Here is a 13,954-nt window from a genome sequence, read left to right on the forward strand (position 1 = left end):
CACCCATACTCTTGCGGAAGTCATCAATGGACGCACAGAACATCTTGCGCCTGCGGAATGTCGTAAAGGATTTCGGCACGTTCCGGGCGCTTCACGGTATCGAGCTTGATATCAAGGAGGGCGAGTTCTTCACGATCGTCGGCCCCTCGGGCAGCGGCAAATCCACCCTGATCCGCCTTCTCGTCGGCATGGAGGAGCTGTCAGAGGGCGAAATCTGGCTGCGCGACAAACGTATCGACCAGACGCCCGCCAACCAGCGCCCCACCTGCATGGTGTTCCAGTCGCTCGCGCTGTTCCCGCACATGACCGTGGGGCAGAACATCGAATTCCCGCTGAAGCTGCGCAAGGAGGCCCCGCAGGTCCGGCGCAAGCGCGCGCTCGAGCTTCTTGATCTTCTGCGCCTTCCGCAAAACTATTATGACAAGCGCATCTCGCAATGTTCGGGCGGTGAGCGGCAGCGCGTGGCGCTTGCCCGCGCCCTGGCCTTCGACCCCGAAATCCTGTTCTTCGACGAACCGCTTTCGGCGCTGGACTACCGGCTGCGCAAGACGCTTGAGAAAGAGTTGAAGGATCTGCACGCCCGCACCGGGAAGACCTTCGTCTACATCACCCATTCGCTGGAAGAGGCGATGGTCATGTCGGACCGGATCGCTATCATGAAAGAGGGCCGGTTCGAGCAGATCGCCGTGGCCGATGTGATCTATGGCAGCCCGGTCAGCCGCTTCGTGGCCGAGTTCATGGGTGAGGTGAACCTTTTCGAGGTGACGGGCACGCCCAGGGGTGCCCCCGAAGGCCCCGGCCTTGAAAGCCGCCTGGACGGAAAGGCCGCCGGGGCGGGGCTGATGCTGGCCCATGGCGAGGCCGGCACGATCATGGTGCGCCCCGAATATGTTCGCTTCCTGCCCGCGGGACAAAGCACCGATTTCATGGTGCGCGGCACGCTGGTGGGGCAATACGCCCTTGGCTCGCGCATCCAGTATGAGGTGGAGACCGCCGAAGGGCAGGTGCTGACCGTCGAGAAACTGCGCGAGGACCGTTTCGCAGGCGCAGAAGGCGCGGCCGTCGTGCTGGGCTTCGAGGCGGAACATGCGCATATGATCCGGGGGGCGTGATGGAACGGCTCGACAACAGGCTGGGGTTCTTCAGCGCGGTGCCACTGGGCCTGATCCTTCTGCTCAGCTTCCTTGCGCCCCTTGTGGTGGTCGCCTTGTTCTCGATCATGCCGCAGAAGGTGTTCAGCCTTGCCAATATGCCTGACTTTTCGGCCTATTCGGTGTTCTTCGCGCAAGGCTATTACCGTTCTCTTCTGTGGGCGCTTGGCATGGCCTTCGCGGCAAGCCTCGTGCTGTTCGTGCTGTGCTGGCCGCTGGCCTATGGCATGGCGAAGGTCTTCGGGCGCTTCTCGCTGGTGCTGACCATCGCCGTCGTCATGAGCCTGTTCGTGTCCGAGAATATCCGGCTTTTCGGCTGGGTTCTGACGCTGATGAAGGGCGGGCTGTTTGAGGGGTATATCCGCGCCTGGACGGGGACGGGCTTTGAAAGCCCGCTTTACAATACCGGCATCATCATCTTCGGGCTGGTCTATGTCTATTTCCCGTTCATGCTGTTTCCGCTGGCGCAGGGGATCTCGATGGTGCCCGACGATACGCGCCAGGCGGCGGCGGATCTGGGCGCCACCCGCTGGCAGATCCTGCGCCATGTCGATCTGCCGCTGGCCGCGCCCGGTATCGTGGTGGGCACGCTTCTGACCTTCGTGCTGGGCGCGGGGGCATTGGCCGAGTCCAAGATCCTGGGCGGGCAGGCGGTCATCGTGATCGCCGACGACATCGAGACCGCCTTCACGTTCGGGCAGAACTGGCCGCTTGGTTCGGCGCTGTCGATGATCCTGATCTTGATCATCGGGGGGCTTGCGCTGTTTGGCGTGAACCGCGTCGACCTGGATGCGATCATGGGAAGGAAACGCTGATGCAACCCAGCCGCTCAACCCGGATCGCCCTTCTGATCTATGGCATCGTGACCATCGTGGTGCTGTATCTTCCACTGATCTCGGTCGGTTTCGCCTCGATCTCTCAGGCACGCTACCTGAGCTTTCCGATCAAGCGCTATTCGACGAAATGGTATGCCGAGGCGCTGCAAAGCGACACGGTGCGCGACCTGCTGACGACCTCGCTGAAGGTGGCGGTGATCGTGACGGTGATCTCGGTCGCGGCGGCCTTCTTCGGCGCGCTAGCCTTCGCGCGCTATCACTGGAAATTCCGCACGCTGTTCCAGAAATTGATCCTGCTGCCGATCTTCTTTCCGCAAACGGTGCTGGGGCTGGCGCTGCTGATGTGGTTCAACGCGGTCGGGGTCATTCCCACATGGAAGACGGCCGTGGTGGCACATCTGGTCTGGATCGCCCCGATCGCCACGCTGATCGTGGCAATCCGCGCCTACAGCTTCGATCCGGCGCTGGAAGAGGCCGCGCGCGACATGGGGGCGGGCACCCTGACCATCCTGCGCGAGATCACGCTGCCGCTTCTGATGCCGGGGCTGGTCTCGGCGGGGCTGTTCGCCTTCCTGCTGAGCTGGGGGAACTTCCCGCTGTCTCTATTCACCACGGGCGCGGATTCGACCTTGCCGGAATGGCTTTATGCCAAGATGGTCTCGGGGTACTCGCCGCTGGTGCCGACGCTTGGGGTGATGTCGGTGGTGGGATCTTTCCTGGTGATCATGGTGGCGTTCACAGTCACCTGGCTGGTTCGTGCAATGCGTGAAAGTCGCACCGCAATGGATTGAAAATACGGACAAACCGGCAACATGAAAAACAAGCCGGGCAACGCCTGAACGACAACAAGGGAGAATATCGCATGCTTACCTCGCTAAAAGGCAAAAGCGTCATCGTTACTGGCGGCTCGAAAGGGATCGGGCGCGGGATTGCCACGGTCTTTGCCCGTCAGGGCGCGAATGTGACCATTGCCGCGCGTGGCGAAGACAGCCTGAAGGCCGCGGCGGCGGAAATTCCCGGCAATGTCTCCTATGAGGTCTGCGATGTCTCGGATTGGGACAGCGTGCGCGACATGGTGGATCGCGTCGCCAGGGCGCAGGGCGGGGTCGATGTGATGTGCGCCAATGCCGGGGCCTTTCCGCAAACCAAGATCGTCGAGATGGATCCGGCGGAATGGGATCGAGTGATGGCCACGAACCTGCGCTCGTCCTTTTTGGCGGTCAAGGCCTGCATCCCGCATTTCGAGAAGGCCGGAAAGGGCCGCGTGGTGCTGACCTCGTCGATCACGGGGCCGGTGACGGGCTATCCCGGCTGGGCGCATTACGGTGCCTCCAAGGCGGGCCAGCTTGGGTTTCTCAAGACGGCGGCGATGGAACTGGCGCGCTACAACACCACCATCAACGCCGTGATGCCGGGCAATATCTATACCGAGGGGTTGCAGGATCTGGGGCAGGACTACCTGGATACGATGGCGGCCTCGATCCCGCTGAAACGCCTTGGCGCTGTCGAAGATATCGGCAATGCGGCCCTGTTCTTCGCCTCGGACGAGGCAGGCTATATCACCGGCCAGCAGATCGTTGTGGATGGCGGCCAGATCATCCCGGAATCGCTGGAAGCGATCCAGGAAATCTGAGGCGGCGCGCAGGAGGACGAGAGATGGCCGGAAGCGACATGCCGCTTGAGGAACTGCTGGAACATCTGAACCGGCTTGCCAATGACTCGCTGTCCCTGTGGGATCTTCCCGAAGGGGCGCGGGCGCGGCTGATCAACGTATCGGAAAATGCGACCTATCTGGTCGAGGCGCCCGGCGGCTTCAGGGCCATCCTGCGCATCCACCGCGAGAATTACCACACCCGCCGCGCCATCGAGTGCGAGCTGGAATGGATTGCCGCGCTGGACGAGGCCCGCGCCGTCGTCACCCCTGGCCATTATCTTGGCCGGGACGGTCAGGCGATCCAGGTGGGCCGTGCGCCGGGGCTTGAGGCCGCGCGCTTCATGGTGCTGTTCCATTTCGTCGAGGGCACGCAGCCCGACGAAGAGGGCGACCTGTTCGCCCCCTTCGAGGAACTGGGCAGCATCGCGGCGCAGACACATCTGCACTCGATCGGGTGGGTGCGCCCGGCCGGTTTCGAGCGCCTGACATGGGATGCCGAGGCGGTCTTCGGTGACAATCCCACCTGGGGTGACTGGCGCGCCGCGCCCGAGGTCGACGATCGCGTGCGCCCCACGCTCGAACAGCTTGAAACCACGGTGCGTCAGCGTCTTGCGACCTATGGCAAGGGGCCGGGCCGTTACGGCCTGATCCATGCCGACATGCGCCTGACCAACCTTTTGACTGATCGGAACGGCACCCGCCTGATTGATTTCGACGACTGCGGCTTTGGCTGGTTCATGTATGATTTCGCTGCCGCCGTCAGCTTCATGGAGGACGATCCACGCGTGCCCGACCTGAAAGAGGCGTGGGTGCGCGGCTATCGCAAGGTGCGCCCGCTCAGCCCCGAGGATGAGGCCGAGATCGACACTTTCGTGATGCTGCGCCGCATGGCGCTTCTGGCCTGGATCGGCAGCCATATCGAGGCGCCCGAGCCGCAGGCCCTGGCCCCCGGTTTCGCCGCGACCACGGCGCGGCTTGGCGCGGCCTATCTTGATCGGCTTGGCGTGGCGCTGCCCGCCGGAACGGTTTGATAGGGGCGGCGACATGCAGGATTGGAAAACCGCCTTTCGCAGCTTCTATTACGCAAACGCGGCCCCGCCCGACGATATCGTGCTGGTGCCCGCGCGCACCGCGCTTTTGGTGATCGACATCCAGAACACCTATCTGGAGCCGAAGGAAGATGACGCAGAAACAAAAAGATGGGGGCCGTTCTTCAAGCGGATGAACGACACCGTCATCCCCAATACCGTCCGGCTGGTCGACTGGGCGCGCGACCGGGGCATCGAGGTCATCTTCGCGCGTATCGCCTGCCTGACCGAGGACGGGCGCGACCGTTCGCTGAGCCAGAAGAAGCCGGGCTTCAACTACCTGCTGCTGCCCAAGGACCGCCCCGACAGCCAGTTTGTGCCGGCCCTGCAGCCCAGGGGCGACGAGATCACCGTCCTCAAGACGACCGACAGCGCGCTGACTGGCACCAACCTGCGCCTCATCCTGCGCAATATCGGGATCACCGATGTGATCGTGGCGGGGATCTTCACCGACCAATGCGTCAGCTCGACCGTGCGGTCGCTGGCCGATGAGAGCTTTGGCGTGATCGTGGCCGAGGATTGCTGTGCCGCCGCCACCGATGAATTGCACCGCCACGAGCTTGAGATCATCAACATGATCTACTGTCACGTCATGTCCTCGGACGAGGTGCGCGCCTGCCTGCCCGCGGGCCAGCCGGCTCAGGCAATCAGCACATAGCGCGCGATCCCGTAGACATAAAGCGCGGTTAACATCAGGTTGATGTATTTCAGCTGCCTTTCGCGGTGCAGCCAGCCGCAATAGACCCAGATCAGGCAAAAGGGCAGGCTGAACAGCATCGCGGCCAGTTGCCAGCCCTGCACCACGCAGACCGTGCTGCACAGGCCCAGGCCGAAGGCCAGCCATTTCAACTGCTGCTCATAGGCAGCAAGGCGCAATAGCGTCATCTTTTCAGTGCTTTCAGGTGATCAGCGCCGTGGACCCGGCGATCTGATGCCCAAGCGATAGCGGATTGCCCGGCCGCGCGCAACATCGGCCCGCTTTCTGCCTGCGACATCTTGTCATTTGCCGCGTTTGGGCCGAAGACGCTTGGGACGAACCGAGGGCGACGGATGACGCATCTGCATTCATGGCATCGGGCGCTGACAGTGCTCATCGCGGCGGGCGGGGCCGCGCTTTTCAGCGTTGCGGGCCTGCCGTTGCCGTTCCTGTTCGGGCCGATGTCCGCCTGCCTGATCGCCGCGCTGATGGGGGCGCCGCTGAAGGGGCTGGGTGTGGTTTCAGTTGGCGCGCGCACCATTCTGGGGGTTGCGGTCGGGGCCTCGGTCACGCCGGCGCTTGTGCATCAACTGCCGCTGATGGCGGCCTCTGTCGCGCTGATGCCGGTCTATATCGCGCTGATCGCGCTGATCGGGGTGCCGTTCTTCAACCGCTATTGCGGCTTCGACCCGGCGACCTCGTTCTATGCGGCGATGCCGGGCGGGCTTCAGGACATGGTGATCTTCGGGCAGGAGGCGGGCGGCAATGTGCGCGTGCTGTCGCTGATCCATGCCACGCGCGTGCTGATCATCGTGACGCTGGCGCCCATCCTGATGACCCAGCTTTACGGCGTGACGCTGAGCAACCCGATCGGGGCGCCGCTCGATACGATCCCGCTGCGCGAGCTGGCGCTGATGGCGGTGGCGGCGCTCGTGGGCTGGAAGGGCGGCGAAAGGCTGGGGCTGTTCGGGGCCTCGATCCTTGGGCCGATGATCGTGGCGGCGGTCTTCTCGCTGGCGGGCTGGATCCATATGCGCCCGCCGAAAGAGGCGATCCTGACCGCGCAATTCCTGATCGGCATGGTGATCGGCACCTATTACGTCGGCGTGACGCTGCGCGAGGTGCGCCAGGTGGTGCTGTCGGGCGTGGCCTTCGTGGTCATCCTTGCGCTGCTGGCCGCGGTCTTTACCGAGATCGTGACCCTGGCGGGCTTTGCCCGGCCGCTCGAGGCGTTTTTGTCCTACGCGCCCGGCGGGCAGGCCGAGATGACGGTGCTGGCCATCGTCGCGGGGGCCGATCTGGGCTTTGTCATCACCCATCACCTGACGCGGATCATCCTTGTCATCACCGGCGCGCCGATCGCCGCGCGTTTCCTTCGCATGCGCAAGCGCTAGCCGGCAAAGCGCTGCACGTCGTCATCGCCCAGATAGGTGCCGGTGCGCACCTCGATCAGCATCAGCGGGGCATCAGTCGGGTTCGTCAGGCTGTGCGTGCGGCCCGCGGGGATATGCGCCGACTGGCCGGGTAGCAGCGCCGATTCCGCGCCGTCCAGCGTGACCCGTGCCTGACCCTCGATCACCACCCATGTCTCGGAGCGTTGCGCATGGCTTTGCGTTCCAAGCGTGGCGCCGGGCTGCAACAGGATCTTGCGCAGCTGGAAGCGTTCGGTGCGCGCAAGGGTCTCGAACCAGCCCCAGGGGCGATGCTCGCGCGGGAAGGCCACGGATTGCGCCGCCCCGCGCGCCTTCAGCGCGGCGACCGCCTCCTTGACGCGTTGGCTGTCGTCGCGCCGGGCCACAAGGACCGCATCGGTCATGGCGATGGCGATCATGTCCTCAAGCCCGATCCCGACCAGCTCCAGCCCCTCCGCCTCGGAGCGCAGAAGGCTGCCGCGGCAGTCGATGGCCGTGGCCTGCGACGAGACGACATTGCCCGCCGCGTCGGGGCCGGTCTCCTGCCAGACGGCCTCCCAACTGCCCAGATCGGACCAGCCGGCCGCGAAGGGCATCACCGCAAGGCCGGGGGTCTTTTCCATGATCGCGTAGTCGATCGAGATGTCTTCGGCGTGGCGCCACGGGGCCTCGGCCAGGCGCGTGAAGCCCAGATCGCGGCGTGCCCCGGATACGGCCTCGGCCACGGCATCGCAAAGCGTGGGGGCATGGGTGCGGAACGCCTCCAGAACCGCCTGGACGGAGAACAGGAACACGCCGGCATTCCACAGGAAATTCCCCGCCTCCAGCATCTGCGCCGCGCGGGCGGCATCGGGCTTTTCGACAAAGCGCGCAAGCGGTTGCGGCGTTGATGCAGTGCTTGAAGATCCCGGCGCAAGCTCCAGATATCCATAGCCTGTTTCGGGCCGGCTGGGAGTGATGCCGAAGGTCACAAGGTGCCCCGCGCGCGCGGTTTCGGTCGCGGCCTGCACGGACGCACGGAAGGCGGCCGCATCGGGAATGACATGATCGGAGGGCACGACAAGCATCAGCGCATCGGGCGCGTCCTGCGCAAGATGCAGCGCGGCGGCCAGAACGGCGGGGGCGGTATTGCGGCCCTCGGGCTCGATCAGGATCGCACCGGCGCCCATCTCGATCGCGGCAAGCTGCTCGGCCACGATGAAGCGGAACGGATCGCCCGTCACGATCAGCGGATCGGCGAAGCCGGGGCCACGGGTGCGGCGGGCGCAGGCCTGAAACAGGCTTTCCTCGCCCAGAAGCCGCGAGAACTGCTTGGGGTAGCTTTTGCGCGACAGCGGCCAGAGCCGCGTTCCCGAACCGCCGCAAAGGATCACCGGGTGGATCATGGGGGAAACGGTCATGCGCAATCCTTCGGCAGGGGAATTGGCATGGGTTTAGGAGATGGGGCGCCCGAAAGTCCATGGAAATCTGCGGCTTCGGCGGGGCGCGAACCGGGGCGTGTCGGGCGCGCATCGCGCCGCGATGGCGGGGGCGATGCGCGCGCGGAGCTCAGGCGCGGGTGCGGCCGGCCAGCCAGCCCTCGACCGCAAGGGCCTCGGGGGCGGCCAGGTCCGAAAACCAGGCAAGGCCGCCGAAAAAACGGCCCATCGCGCGTTCGGAGTAGTTGCGCCCCCGTCCGATGGCAAGCGTGGCGGGCAGCGCCGGCGCGCTGGTCGAGCTTGCCCCGGCATGGGTTTCGCTCGCATGGATCGAGAACGCACCGGACACGCCTGTGAAACGGCCCCGCAGCACCAGCGCGCCCGCGGGAACCGTGGCCTGCGCCACCGTGCTGCCCGAAAGCGCGCCCACGATTTGCGCGCCGGGGCCTGCCGGGCCGCAATGCAACGCGCGCGAATAGCTGTTGCCGGAATAGACGGCCATGATGCCCTCGTAGCCCAGGCTTCCGGCCCCGTCGCCCTGCCACTCCCACCCTGCGATCAGCGTCAGGGCCGTATCGCCGGGCGTGACGGCGCAGCTCAGCGTATCGTTCACGCCATCCAGCTCCAGCCAGAGCCGTTGCCCGTCGCCTTGCAGGACCGGCCGGGCCGAGGCCGTGGCCTGCACCAGATGATGCTCGTTCCCCGACAGATCGCGCATCTGCCCGACCGGCTGCCCCGGCGCCGTGACGGGCACCAGCCCGGCGCTGTCCTGGAACAGCGTGGACAGATCCGAGGGGTCAGACCAGGCCGCCGGCAGAAGGGCGGAGGGGTCGAAGCGCCCCGCCGCGCCATGCCTTTGGCGCAGCGCGAGCGCGCCGTATGAAAAACCCGCACCCGTCATCAGATCACCGAGAATGCATGGATCGTGGTCGCGGTGGTGCCCGTGGCGTTCACCCGGCGCACGCCGACCGGCAGGATCGAGAAATCCGCCACATTCACGCTGCGCACCGCGCCCGAGACGGTCACGAAAGACAGCGTGCCCGCGCCTTCGACGTAAAGCGCCACGGCCACATGCTCAAGCTCCGTGCTGTCCGAGGGGATGACGGGAACCAGGTCGCGGGCCGGATCGCTCAGTGCTGCGTTGCGGTTGGAAAAGGGGTTGCTCATGTCAGGGTCCTCGCTCGTGTCGTTCAGGGAAAAGGGCGCGTTGCCGATTGCCGCAAAGTCCTAGGGCGCAACGGTTAATTCACCGTGGCCGGGCCGTGCGCCGCGGCCCGCCGCGAAAACGCTTGTCAGCCCGTCCCGATTGTGCGACGCGAAGGGTAACTATCGCAAAGGTAGAGATATTCGATTGCGGCACACCGTTGAGAATACCGCAGGGACGCCCCGACGATGATGGGGCCGGCAGCCAGGGTGACGGCGGCCTTCGGGCGCGGCGGGGCGGCGGGGGTGCTGTTTTCCGGCGCGCTTGCCGGGCGCCTGATCGGGCTGGCCGCGATGCCCGCCGTGACGCGGCTTTACGGGCCGGCCGATTTCGGGCTGCTCGCGGTCTTCTCGGCCATGGTCATGGTGCTGTCGCCCGCGCTTGCGCTGCGCCTGGAAGAGGGGGTGGCGCTTTTGCGCAGCGACTGCACCGCCTTCGCGCTTCTGGCGGCAACGGCGCTGATTGCGGCGGGCAATGCCTTCGTTCTTGGTGCGGCCCTGTGGCTTGGCATCCGCCTTCTCGGCCCGGCGGCCCCCGCTATCGCCGCGCTTGGCCCCTGGCTTTGGCTGTTCCCGCCCGCGCTGATGCTGCTTTTCGCCTATACGGTGCTGGCCCATTGGGCGGCGCGGCGGCGCGATTACGGGCTTTTGGCGCAGACGCGGGTGGCGCAGGCGCTGTATGGGGCGGGGGTCAAGATCGGGCTGGGGCTGTTCGGGGCGCAGCCGGTGGGGCTGCTGCTTGGCCAGATCGTCGGGCAAAGCGCGGGGATCGGGCGCACGCTGCGCCGGTTCGCCCCGGAATTCGCGGGGCTTGCCCGCGGGCTGCGGCGGCGGCGCCTGATCGCGGCGCTTGGGGCAAGCAGGGCTTTCGCCCTTTACCGCTTTCCGGCCGATCTGGTGCTTTATGCCTCGATGCAGGCGCTGGTGCTGGTGGTGGCCTTCCGCTTCGACCCGGCCACCGTGGGGCAGGTGGGGCTTGGGGTGATGGTGGTGACGGTTCCGGTCAACCTGATCGGCGGCTCGCTGGCGCGCGCCTATCATGCCGAGGCCGCGGCGCGCTGCCGCGCCCGCCGGGGCGTTGGCGATCTGACGCGGCACTATGCCCGGCGCGGCGCGCTTGCCGCGCTGCCTGTGGTGGCCGGGATCGCGCTTGCCGGGCCCTTTGCCTTCGGCCCGCTTTTCGGGGAAGACTGGGTTCTTGCGGGGCAGATCGCGGCGCTGATCTCGGTGCATCTGCTGACGCAGTTTCCGGCCTCGGCCATCGTCGGATTGCTGACGGTGACGGGCCGCCAGAAGCTGTTCCTGTGGTTTCAGCTGCAACGCGCCCTTCTGGTGATGGCGGCGCTTGGGGCGGGGGCGGTGCTGGACCTCGGGTTGACGGGCATGGTGCTTGGCTATGCGCTTGTGCTTTTGGTCCATTACGCGGCGCTGCTTGCCACCTGCCTGCGGCTGGCGCGAGCATGAGCGGCCCCGCTTGCGTCTTTCATGTGATCGAGGCGCCGGGCCATGGCGGAACCGAGGTCTATGTAGAGGCCCTGGCCCGCCATCTCGCCCCCGAAATCCCGCAGGTCATCGTGCCCCTGAGTGGAACCGCCGAGGCCGCCCGCGCGCGGTTCGCGGGGCTTGAAACGCATGCGCCCGGCGGGCTTGGCGGCTTTGCCCGGCTGCTGCGCGGCCTGCCCGAAGGGGCGCTGGTGCAGTTCCATCTTTATTCGCGGCTGCTTCCGGCCATCGCCGTGCTGCGCCTGCGGCGCCCGGGCGGGGTGCGCAGCCTTGTGACGCTGCATCAGCCGCTGGCGAACTGGTCATGGCGCCACCGGCTGGGCTGGCGGCTGGCGCTGCGCATGGCCGACGGGGTGGTCTGCGTCTCGGGGGCGGTGCTGGATGAGGTCGCCGCGATCGTCGGCCCGGCGCGCCCCGCCGAGGTCATCTCTGCGCCGCTTCCCGCCGCGCTCTTGCGTGAGGATCTGCCCGCCGGGCCGGGGACGGCCGCGCGTTTTCGCGTTGTCGGGGCCGGGCGTCTTGCGCCCGAAAAGCACTGGCACACGCTGGTCGCGGCGGTGCGCGACGTTCCGGGGGCCGAGCTGCTGATCGCGGGCGAGGGGCCGCAGCGCGCAGCCTTGTCCGAACGCGCCCGCGCCGCCGGGGTGGCGCTGTCCTTGCCCGGCCGCATGCAGCGGGCCGAGCTTTTCGCGCTGTTCCGGGGGGCGGATGTCTTCGTCCTGCCCTCGCGCTTCGAGGGGCTGGGGCTTGCCGCGATCGAGGCGATGGCGCTTGGCCTGCCGGTCGTCACCGCCGATTATCCCGCCGCGGCGGATTACATCCTGCCCGGCCGCACGGGGTTCAGCTTTCCGGCGGGCGATGCCGAGGCCCTGGCCCGGATCCTGACCCGCCTGCGGGACGATCCGGCGCTGCGCCACCGCATCGCGCAGGCCGGGGCCGCCCATGTGCGCGCCCGCTATACGACCGTAGCGCAATTCGCCCGCTATCCCGCGCTTTATGCAAGGATCGCCGCATGCGCATCCTGATGGTCGATCGCGCCGGGGCCCAGTCGATCTGGAGCCTGCTTGACCCCATCGCCGCCGGGGCCACGGCCGCCGGGCACGAGGTGCATTCCTGCCGGTGGGACGATGGCCGCGCGCCCTTTGCAATGCCGGGGCCGGCCGGCGTGCAAGATCATCCGATCCGCGTGCCGCGCGCGCATTGGCCGGGGCAGGTGCTGCATCAGCATGCCCGCTTCGCCCCCGCTTTCGCGCGCCTTCTGGACCGGCTTCGCCCCGATCTGGTGCATACGAACTTTATCGTTCCGGGGGGGATCGCCCGCTGGCAGGCGCGGCGGGCGGGGGCGCGCGTTATCTCGACCTGCCACGAGGTCCGGGGCGGGATGTCGCCCCATCTGCGCGCGCTTGGCCGCCTGACCCAGGGGGCGGCCGATCACATCGTGCATGTCTCGCACCATGTCGCGGCCAGCTACGGGGCGGCCGAGGCGCCGCTCTGGCCTGGGACGGGGGTGCCCGCGCGGCATCTGGTCATCCGCAACGGGCTGGATCTGGCCGCGCTTGGGCAGGTGCGCCCCTGGCCGCGTCCGGGGGCGCGGCGCGTGCTGGTCGTCGCGGGGCGCATGGTGGCGGCCAAGGGCCAGCGGATCGCGCTTGAGGCGTTTGCCCGCGCGGCGCCGGGGCTGCCCGATCTCGACCTGGAACTGATCGGTGATGGCCCCGACCACGCGGCGCTTGCGGCCCGCGCCGCGGCGCTCGGGCTTGCAGACCGCGTGGTCTTTGCCGGGTGGCGCCCGCGGTCCGAGGTGCTTGCCCGCATGGCCTCGGCCGCCGCCGTGCTGGTGCCCAGCCTGCACGAAGGCTTTGGCCTTGCCCTTGCCGAGGCCATGGCCCTTGGCCGGCCCGCGATTGCCGCCGACATTCCCGCGCTTCGGGAAACCGCCGGGCTGGGGCAGGGGGTGCGGCTGGTCCCGCCCGGCCGCCCCGACGCTCTGGCCGAGGCCCTTGCCGCGCCTTTCGGGTTGACGGGGCTGCACGCCGGGGCCTGCGACATCTCGGCCATGGTCGCGCGCTACCTTGCGCTTTACGCGGCCTGCGACGCACGCATTGATCGTTGATTGCTGAAAGATAAACAACTATAAGTTGTCAAGCCCTTGTGGAAATTCCATGCCGCGCGTTACCGCCCTTGTCACCGCCTATAACGAACAGGCCCGGATCGGGTCCGCGCTGGACAGCCTCTTTGCCCAAAGCTTCGACGATTTCGAGGTGCTCGTGGTCGATGACGGCTCCGAGGACGACACCCCCGCGATCCTGGCCGCGCTGCGCGATCCGCGCCTGCGGGTGATCCATGCGGGCCGGCTCGGGCGGGGCGGGGCCCTCGCTCTTGGCCTGCAAGAGGCGCGGGGGGACTATGTCGCCATCCTCGATGCCGATGACGCGGCCTATCCCGAACGGCTTGCGCGGCAGGCGGCCTTTCTCGACGCCCATCCCGATGTCGCCTGGCTCGGCTGCGGCGAAGAGCGGTGCGACACGCAGCGCGGCGAACATGCGATCCGCCTTTACCCGCAAGACGATGCCGCGATCCGCGCCATGGCCGCGCGCTGCATCCCCTACAGCCATTCGGGCGTGATGCTGCGCCGCGCGATCGTGGCCGAGGGGCTTAACTACGATCCCTGGCAAAGCTGCCTGATCGATTTCGACCTGTTCCTGCGGGTCGCAAGCCGCCACCGCGTCGCCAACCTGCCCGAGCCGCTGGTGCTGCGCCGCCTGCGCGATGACAGCTTCTTCCAAAGCCGCTTCCGGCGACGCGCGCAGAACCGCGCGCTTGCGCGGATGCAGGCCGATGCGGTGCGCCGCTTCGCGCTTCCGGCGCGGTTCCACCTCTTTCCGCTGGCGCGGCTTGGCTATGACCTCGTGCCCGACCGCGCCAAGCGCCTCTTGCGCCGCATGGCCGGGCTGCGCGAGCGTATCCTGCCCGCGGCCTGAAGCATCCATGA

General features: G+C 67.1%; 15 protein-coding genes. 11 read left to right on the forward strand and 4 right to left on the reverse strand.

The window, feature by feature from the left end; translation table 11 throughout:
* Positions 1-26 precede the first annotated feature (26 nt).
* From AC4PTO_RS07790 to AC4PTO_RS07815, 6 genes are all read left to right on the forward strand, one after another.
* Positions 27-1,112 carry an ABC transporter ATP-binding protein gene (locus AC4PTO_RS07790; protein ID WP_492733166.1) on the forward strand — a complete coding sequence of 362 codons (1,086 nt, stop codon included), beginning with the start codon at positions 27-29 and terminating at the stop codon, positions 1,110-1,112.
* Complete coding sequence (locus tag AC4PTO_RS07795; RefSeq protein ID WP_492733167.1) at positions 1,112-1,966, forward strand: ABC transporter permease; 855 nt, start codon at positions 1,112-1,114, stop codon at positions 1,964-1,966. The genes AC4PTO_RS07790 and AC4PTO_RS07795 overlap by 1 nt, the downstream gene beginning before the upstream one ends.
* A complete protein-coding gene (locus tag AC4PTO_RS07800; RefSeq protein WP_492733168.1) occupies positions 1,966-2,778 on the forward strand; it encodes an ABC transporter permease in 813 nt (270 codons plus the stop codon). The genes AC4PTO_RS07795 and AC4PTO_RS07800 overlap by 1 nt, the downstream gene beginning before the upstream one ends.
* 71 nt (positions 2,779-2,849) lie before the next feature.
* Positions 2,850-3,620, forward strand: coding sequence for a 3-oxoacyl-ACP reductase FabG (gene fabG, locus AC4PTO_RS07805; protein WP_492733169.1), 771 nt, complete (start codon positions 2,850-2,852; stop codon positions 3,618-3,620).
* Positions 3,621-3,643: 23 nt separating this feature from the next.
* Positions 3,644-4,672 (forward strand): phosphotransferase enzyme family protein, encoded by a 1,029-nt coding sequence (locus tag AC4PTO_RS07810; protein WP_492733170.1) that lies wholly within the window; start codon positions 3,644-3,646, stop codon positions 4,670-4,672.
* Positions 4,673-4,685: 13 nt separating this feature from the next.
* Positions 4,686-5,387, forward strand: coding sequence for a cysteine hydrolase family protein (locus tag AC4PTO_RS07815; RefSeq protein WP_492733171.1), 702 nt, complete (start codon positions 4,686-4,688; stop codon positions 5,385-5,387).
* Here AC4PTO_RS07815 and AC4PTO_RS07820 read toward each other — a convergent pair.
* Positions 5,369-5,614 (reverse strand): peptidase, encoded by a 246-nt coding sequence (locus tag AC4PTO_RS07820; RefSeq protein WP_492733172.1) that lies wholly within the window; start codon positions 5,612-5,614, stop codon positions 5,369-5,371. The genes AC4PTO_RS07815 and AC4PTO_RS07820 overlap by 19 nt on opposite strands.
* A 165-nt stretch (positions 5,615-5,779) precedes the next feature.
* Here AC4PTO_RS07820 and AC4PTO_RS07825 point away from each other — a divergent pair, with 165 nt between their 5' ends.
* Entirely contained in the window at positions 5,780-6,820 is a 1,041-nt protein-coding gene (locus tag AC4PTO_RS07825; protein ID WP_492733173.1) for an AbrB family transcriptional regulator, read from the forward strand.
* Here AC4PTO_RS07825 and AC4PTO_RS07830 read toward each other — a convergent pair.
* The 3 genes from AC4PTO_RS07830 to AC4PTO_RS07840 form a co-directional block, all read right to left on the reverse strand.
* Positions 6,817-8,223, reverse strand: a complete 1,407-nt coding sequence (locus tag AC4PTO_RS07830) for a mannose-1-phosphate guanylyltransferase/mannose-6-phosphate isomerase (protein ID WP_492733572.1) — start codon at positions 8,221-8,223, stop codon at positions 6,817-6,819. The two genes, AC4PTO_RS07825 and AC4PTO_RS07830, sit on opposite strands and share 4 nt — an antisense overlap.
* 163 nt (positions 8,224-8,386) lie before the next feature.
* Positions 8,387-9,157 carry a hypothetical protein gene (locus tag AC4PTO_RS07835; RefSeq protein ID WP_492733174.1) on the reverse strand — a complete coding sequence of 257 codons (771 nt, stop codon included), beginning with the start codon at positions 9,155-9,157 and terminating at the stop codon, positions 8,387-8,389.
* Positions 9,157-9,423, reverse strand: a complete 267-nt coding sequence (locus AC4PTO_RS07840) for a spike base protein, RCAP_Rcc01079 family (protein WP_492733175.1) — start codon at positions 9,421-9,423, stop codon at positions 9,157-9,159. The genes AC4PTO_RS07835 and AC4PTO_RS07840 overlap by 1 nt, the downstream gene beginning before the upstream one ends.
* Before the next feature lie 225 nt (positions 9,424-9,648).
* On the opposite strand from AC4PTO_RS07840, the gene AC4PTO_RS07845 reads away from it, so the two are divergent.
* From AC4PTO_RS07845 to AC4PTO_RS07860, 4 genes are read left to right on the forward strand one after another with little or no spacing between them, the layout of a single operon-like run.
* Positions 9,649-10,923: a lipopolysaccharide biosynthesis protein gene (locus tag AC4PTO_RS07845; RefSeq protein ID WP_492733176.1), complete on the forward strand. Its 1,275-nt coding sequence runs from the start codon at positions 9,649-9,651 to the stop codon at positions 10,921-10,923.
* On the forward strand, positions 10,920-11,987 hold the full coding sequence (locus AC4PTO_RS07850) for a glycosyltransferase family 4 protein (protein ID WP_492733177.1): 1,068 nt from the start codon (positions 10,920-10,922) through the stop codon (positions 11,985-11,987). The genes AC4PTO_RS07845 and AC4PTO_RS07850 overlap by 4 nt, the downstream gene beginning before the upstream one ends.
* The gene (locus AC4PTO_RS07855; protein ID WP_492733178.1) at positions 11,975-13,075 is read left to right on the forward strand and encodes a glycosyltransferase family 4 protein; all 1,101 of its coding nucleotides are present in this window, start codon (positions 11,975-11,977) and stop codon (positions 13,073-13,075) included. The genes AC4PTO_RS07850 and AC4PTO_RS07855 overlap by 13 nt, the downstream gene beginning before the upstream one ends.
* Positions 13,076-13,124: 49 nt before the next feature.
* The gene (locus AC4PTO_RS07860) at positions 13,125-13,943 is read left to right on the forward strand and encodes a glycosyltransferase family 2 protein (RefSeq protein WP_492733179.1); all 819 of its coding nucleotides are present in this window, start codon (positions 13,125-13,127) and stop codon (positions 13,941-13,943) included.
* Positions 13,944-13,954: the final 11 nt, after the last annotated feature.

The sequence above is a fragment of the Rhodobacter maritimus genome (assembly GCF_058747975.1).

Excerpts from the sequence above, each read along its gene's own strand:
- AC4PTO_RS07790 (WP_492733166.1), top strand. The coding sequence starts at position 27 with ATGGACGCACAGAACATCTTGCGCCTGCGGAATGTCGTAAAGGATTTC.
- AC4PTO_RS07795 (WP_492733167.1), top strand. The coding sequence starts at position 1,112 with ATGGAACGGCTCGACAACAGGCTGGGGTTCTTCAGCGCGGTGCCACTG.
- AC4PTO_RS07800 (WP_492733168.1), top strand. The coding sequence starts at position 1,966 with ATGCAACCCAGCCGCTCAACCCGGATCGCCCTTCTGATCTATGGCATC.
- fabG (WP_492733169.1), top strand. The coding sequence starts at position 2,850 with ATGCTTACCTCGCTAAAAGGCAAAAGCGTCATCGTTACTGGCGGCTCG.
- AC4PTO_RS07810 (WP_492733170.1), top strand. The coding sequence starts at position 3,644 with ATGGCCGGAAGCGACATGCCGCTTGAGGAACTGCTGGAACATCTGAAC.
- AC4PTO_RS07815 (WP_492733171.1), top strand. The coding sequence starts at position 4,686 with ATGCAGGATTGGAAAACCGCCTTTCGCAGCTTCTATTACGCAAACGCG.
- AC4PTO_RS07820 (WP_492733172.1), bottom strand. The coding sequence starts at position 5,614 with ATGACGCTATTGCGCCTTGCTGCCTATGAGCAGCAGTTGAAATGGCTG.
- AC4PTO_RS07825 (WP_492733173.1), top strand. The coding sequence starts at position 5,780 with ATGACGCATCTGCATTCATGGCATCGGGCGCTGACAGTGCTCATCGCG.
- AC4PTO_RS07830 (WP_492733572.1), bottom strand. The coding sequence starts at position 8,223 with ATGATCCACCCGGTGATCCTTTGCGGCGGTTCGGGAACGCGGCTCTGG.
- AC4PTO_RS07835 (WP_492733174.1), bottom strand. The coding sequence starts at position 9,157 with ATGACGGGTGCGGGTTTTTCATACGGCGCGCTCGCGCTGCGCCAAAGG.
- AC4PTO_RS07840 (WP_492733175.1), bottom strand. The coding sequence starts at position 9,423 with ATGAGCAACCCCTTTTCCAACCGCAACGCAGCACTGAGCGATCCGGCC.
- AC4PTO_RS07845 (WP_492733176.1), top strand. The coding sequence starts at position 9,649 with ATGATGGGGCCGGCAGCCAGGGTGACGGCGGCCTTCGGGCGCGGCGGG.
- AC4PTO_RS07850 (WP_492733177.1), top strand. The coding sequence starts at position 10,920 with ATGAGCGGCCCCGCTTGCGTCTTTCATGTGATCGAGGCGCCGGGCCAT.
- AC4PTO_RS07855 (WP_492733178.1), top strand. The coding sequence starts at position 11,975 with ATGCGCATCCTGATGGTCGATCGCGCCGGGGCCCAGTCGATCTGGAGC.
- AC4PTO_RS07860 (WP_492733179.1), top strand. The coding sequence starts at position 13,125 with ATGCCGCGCGTTACCGCCCTTGTCACCGCCTATAACGAACAGGCCCGG.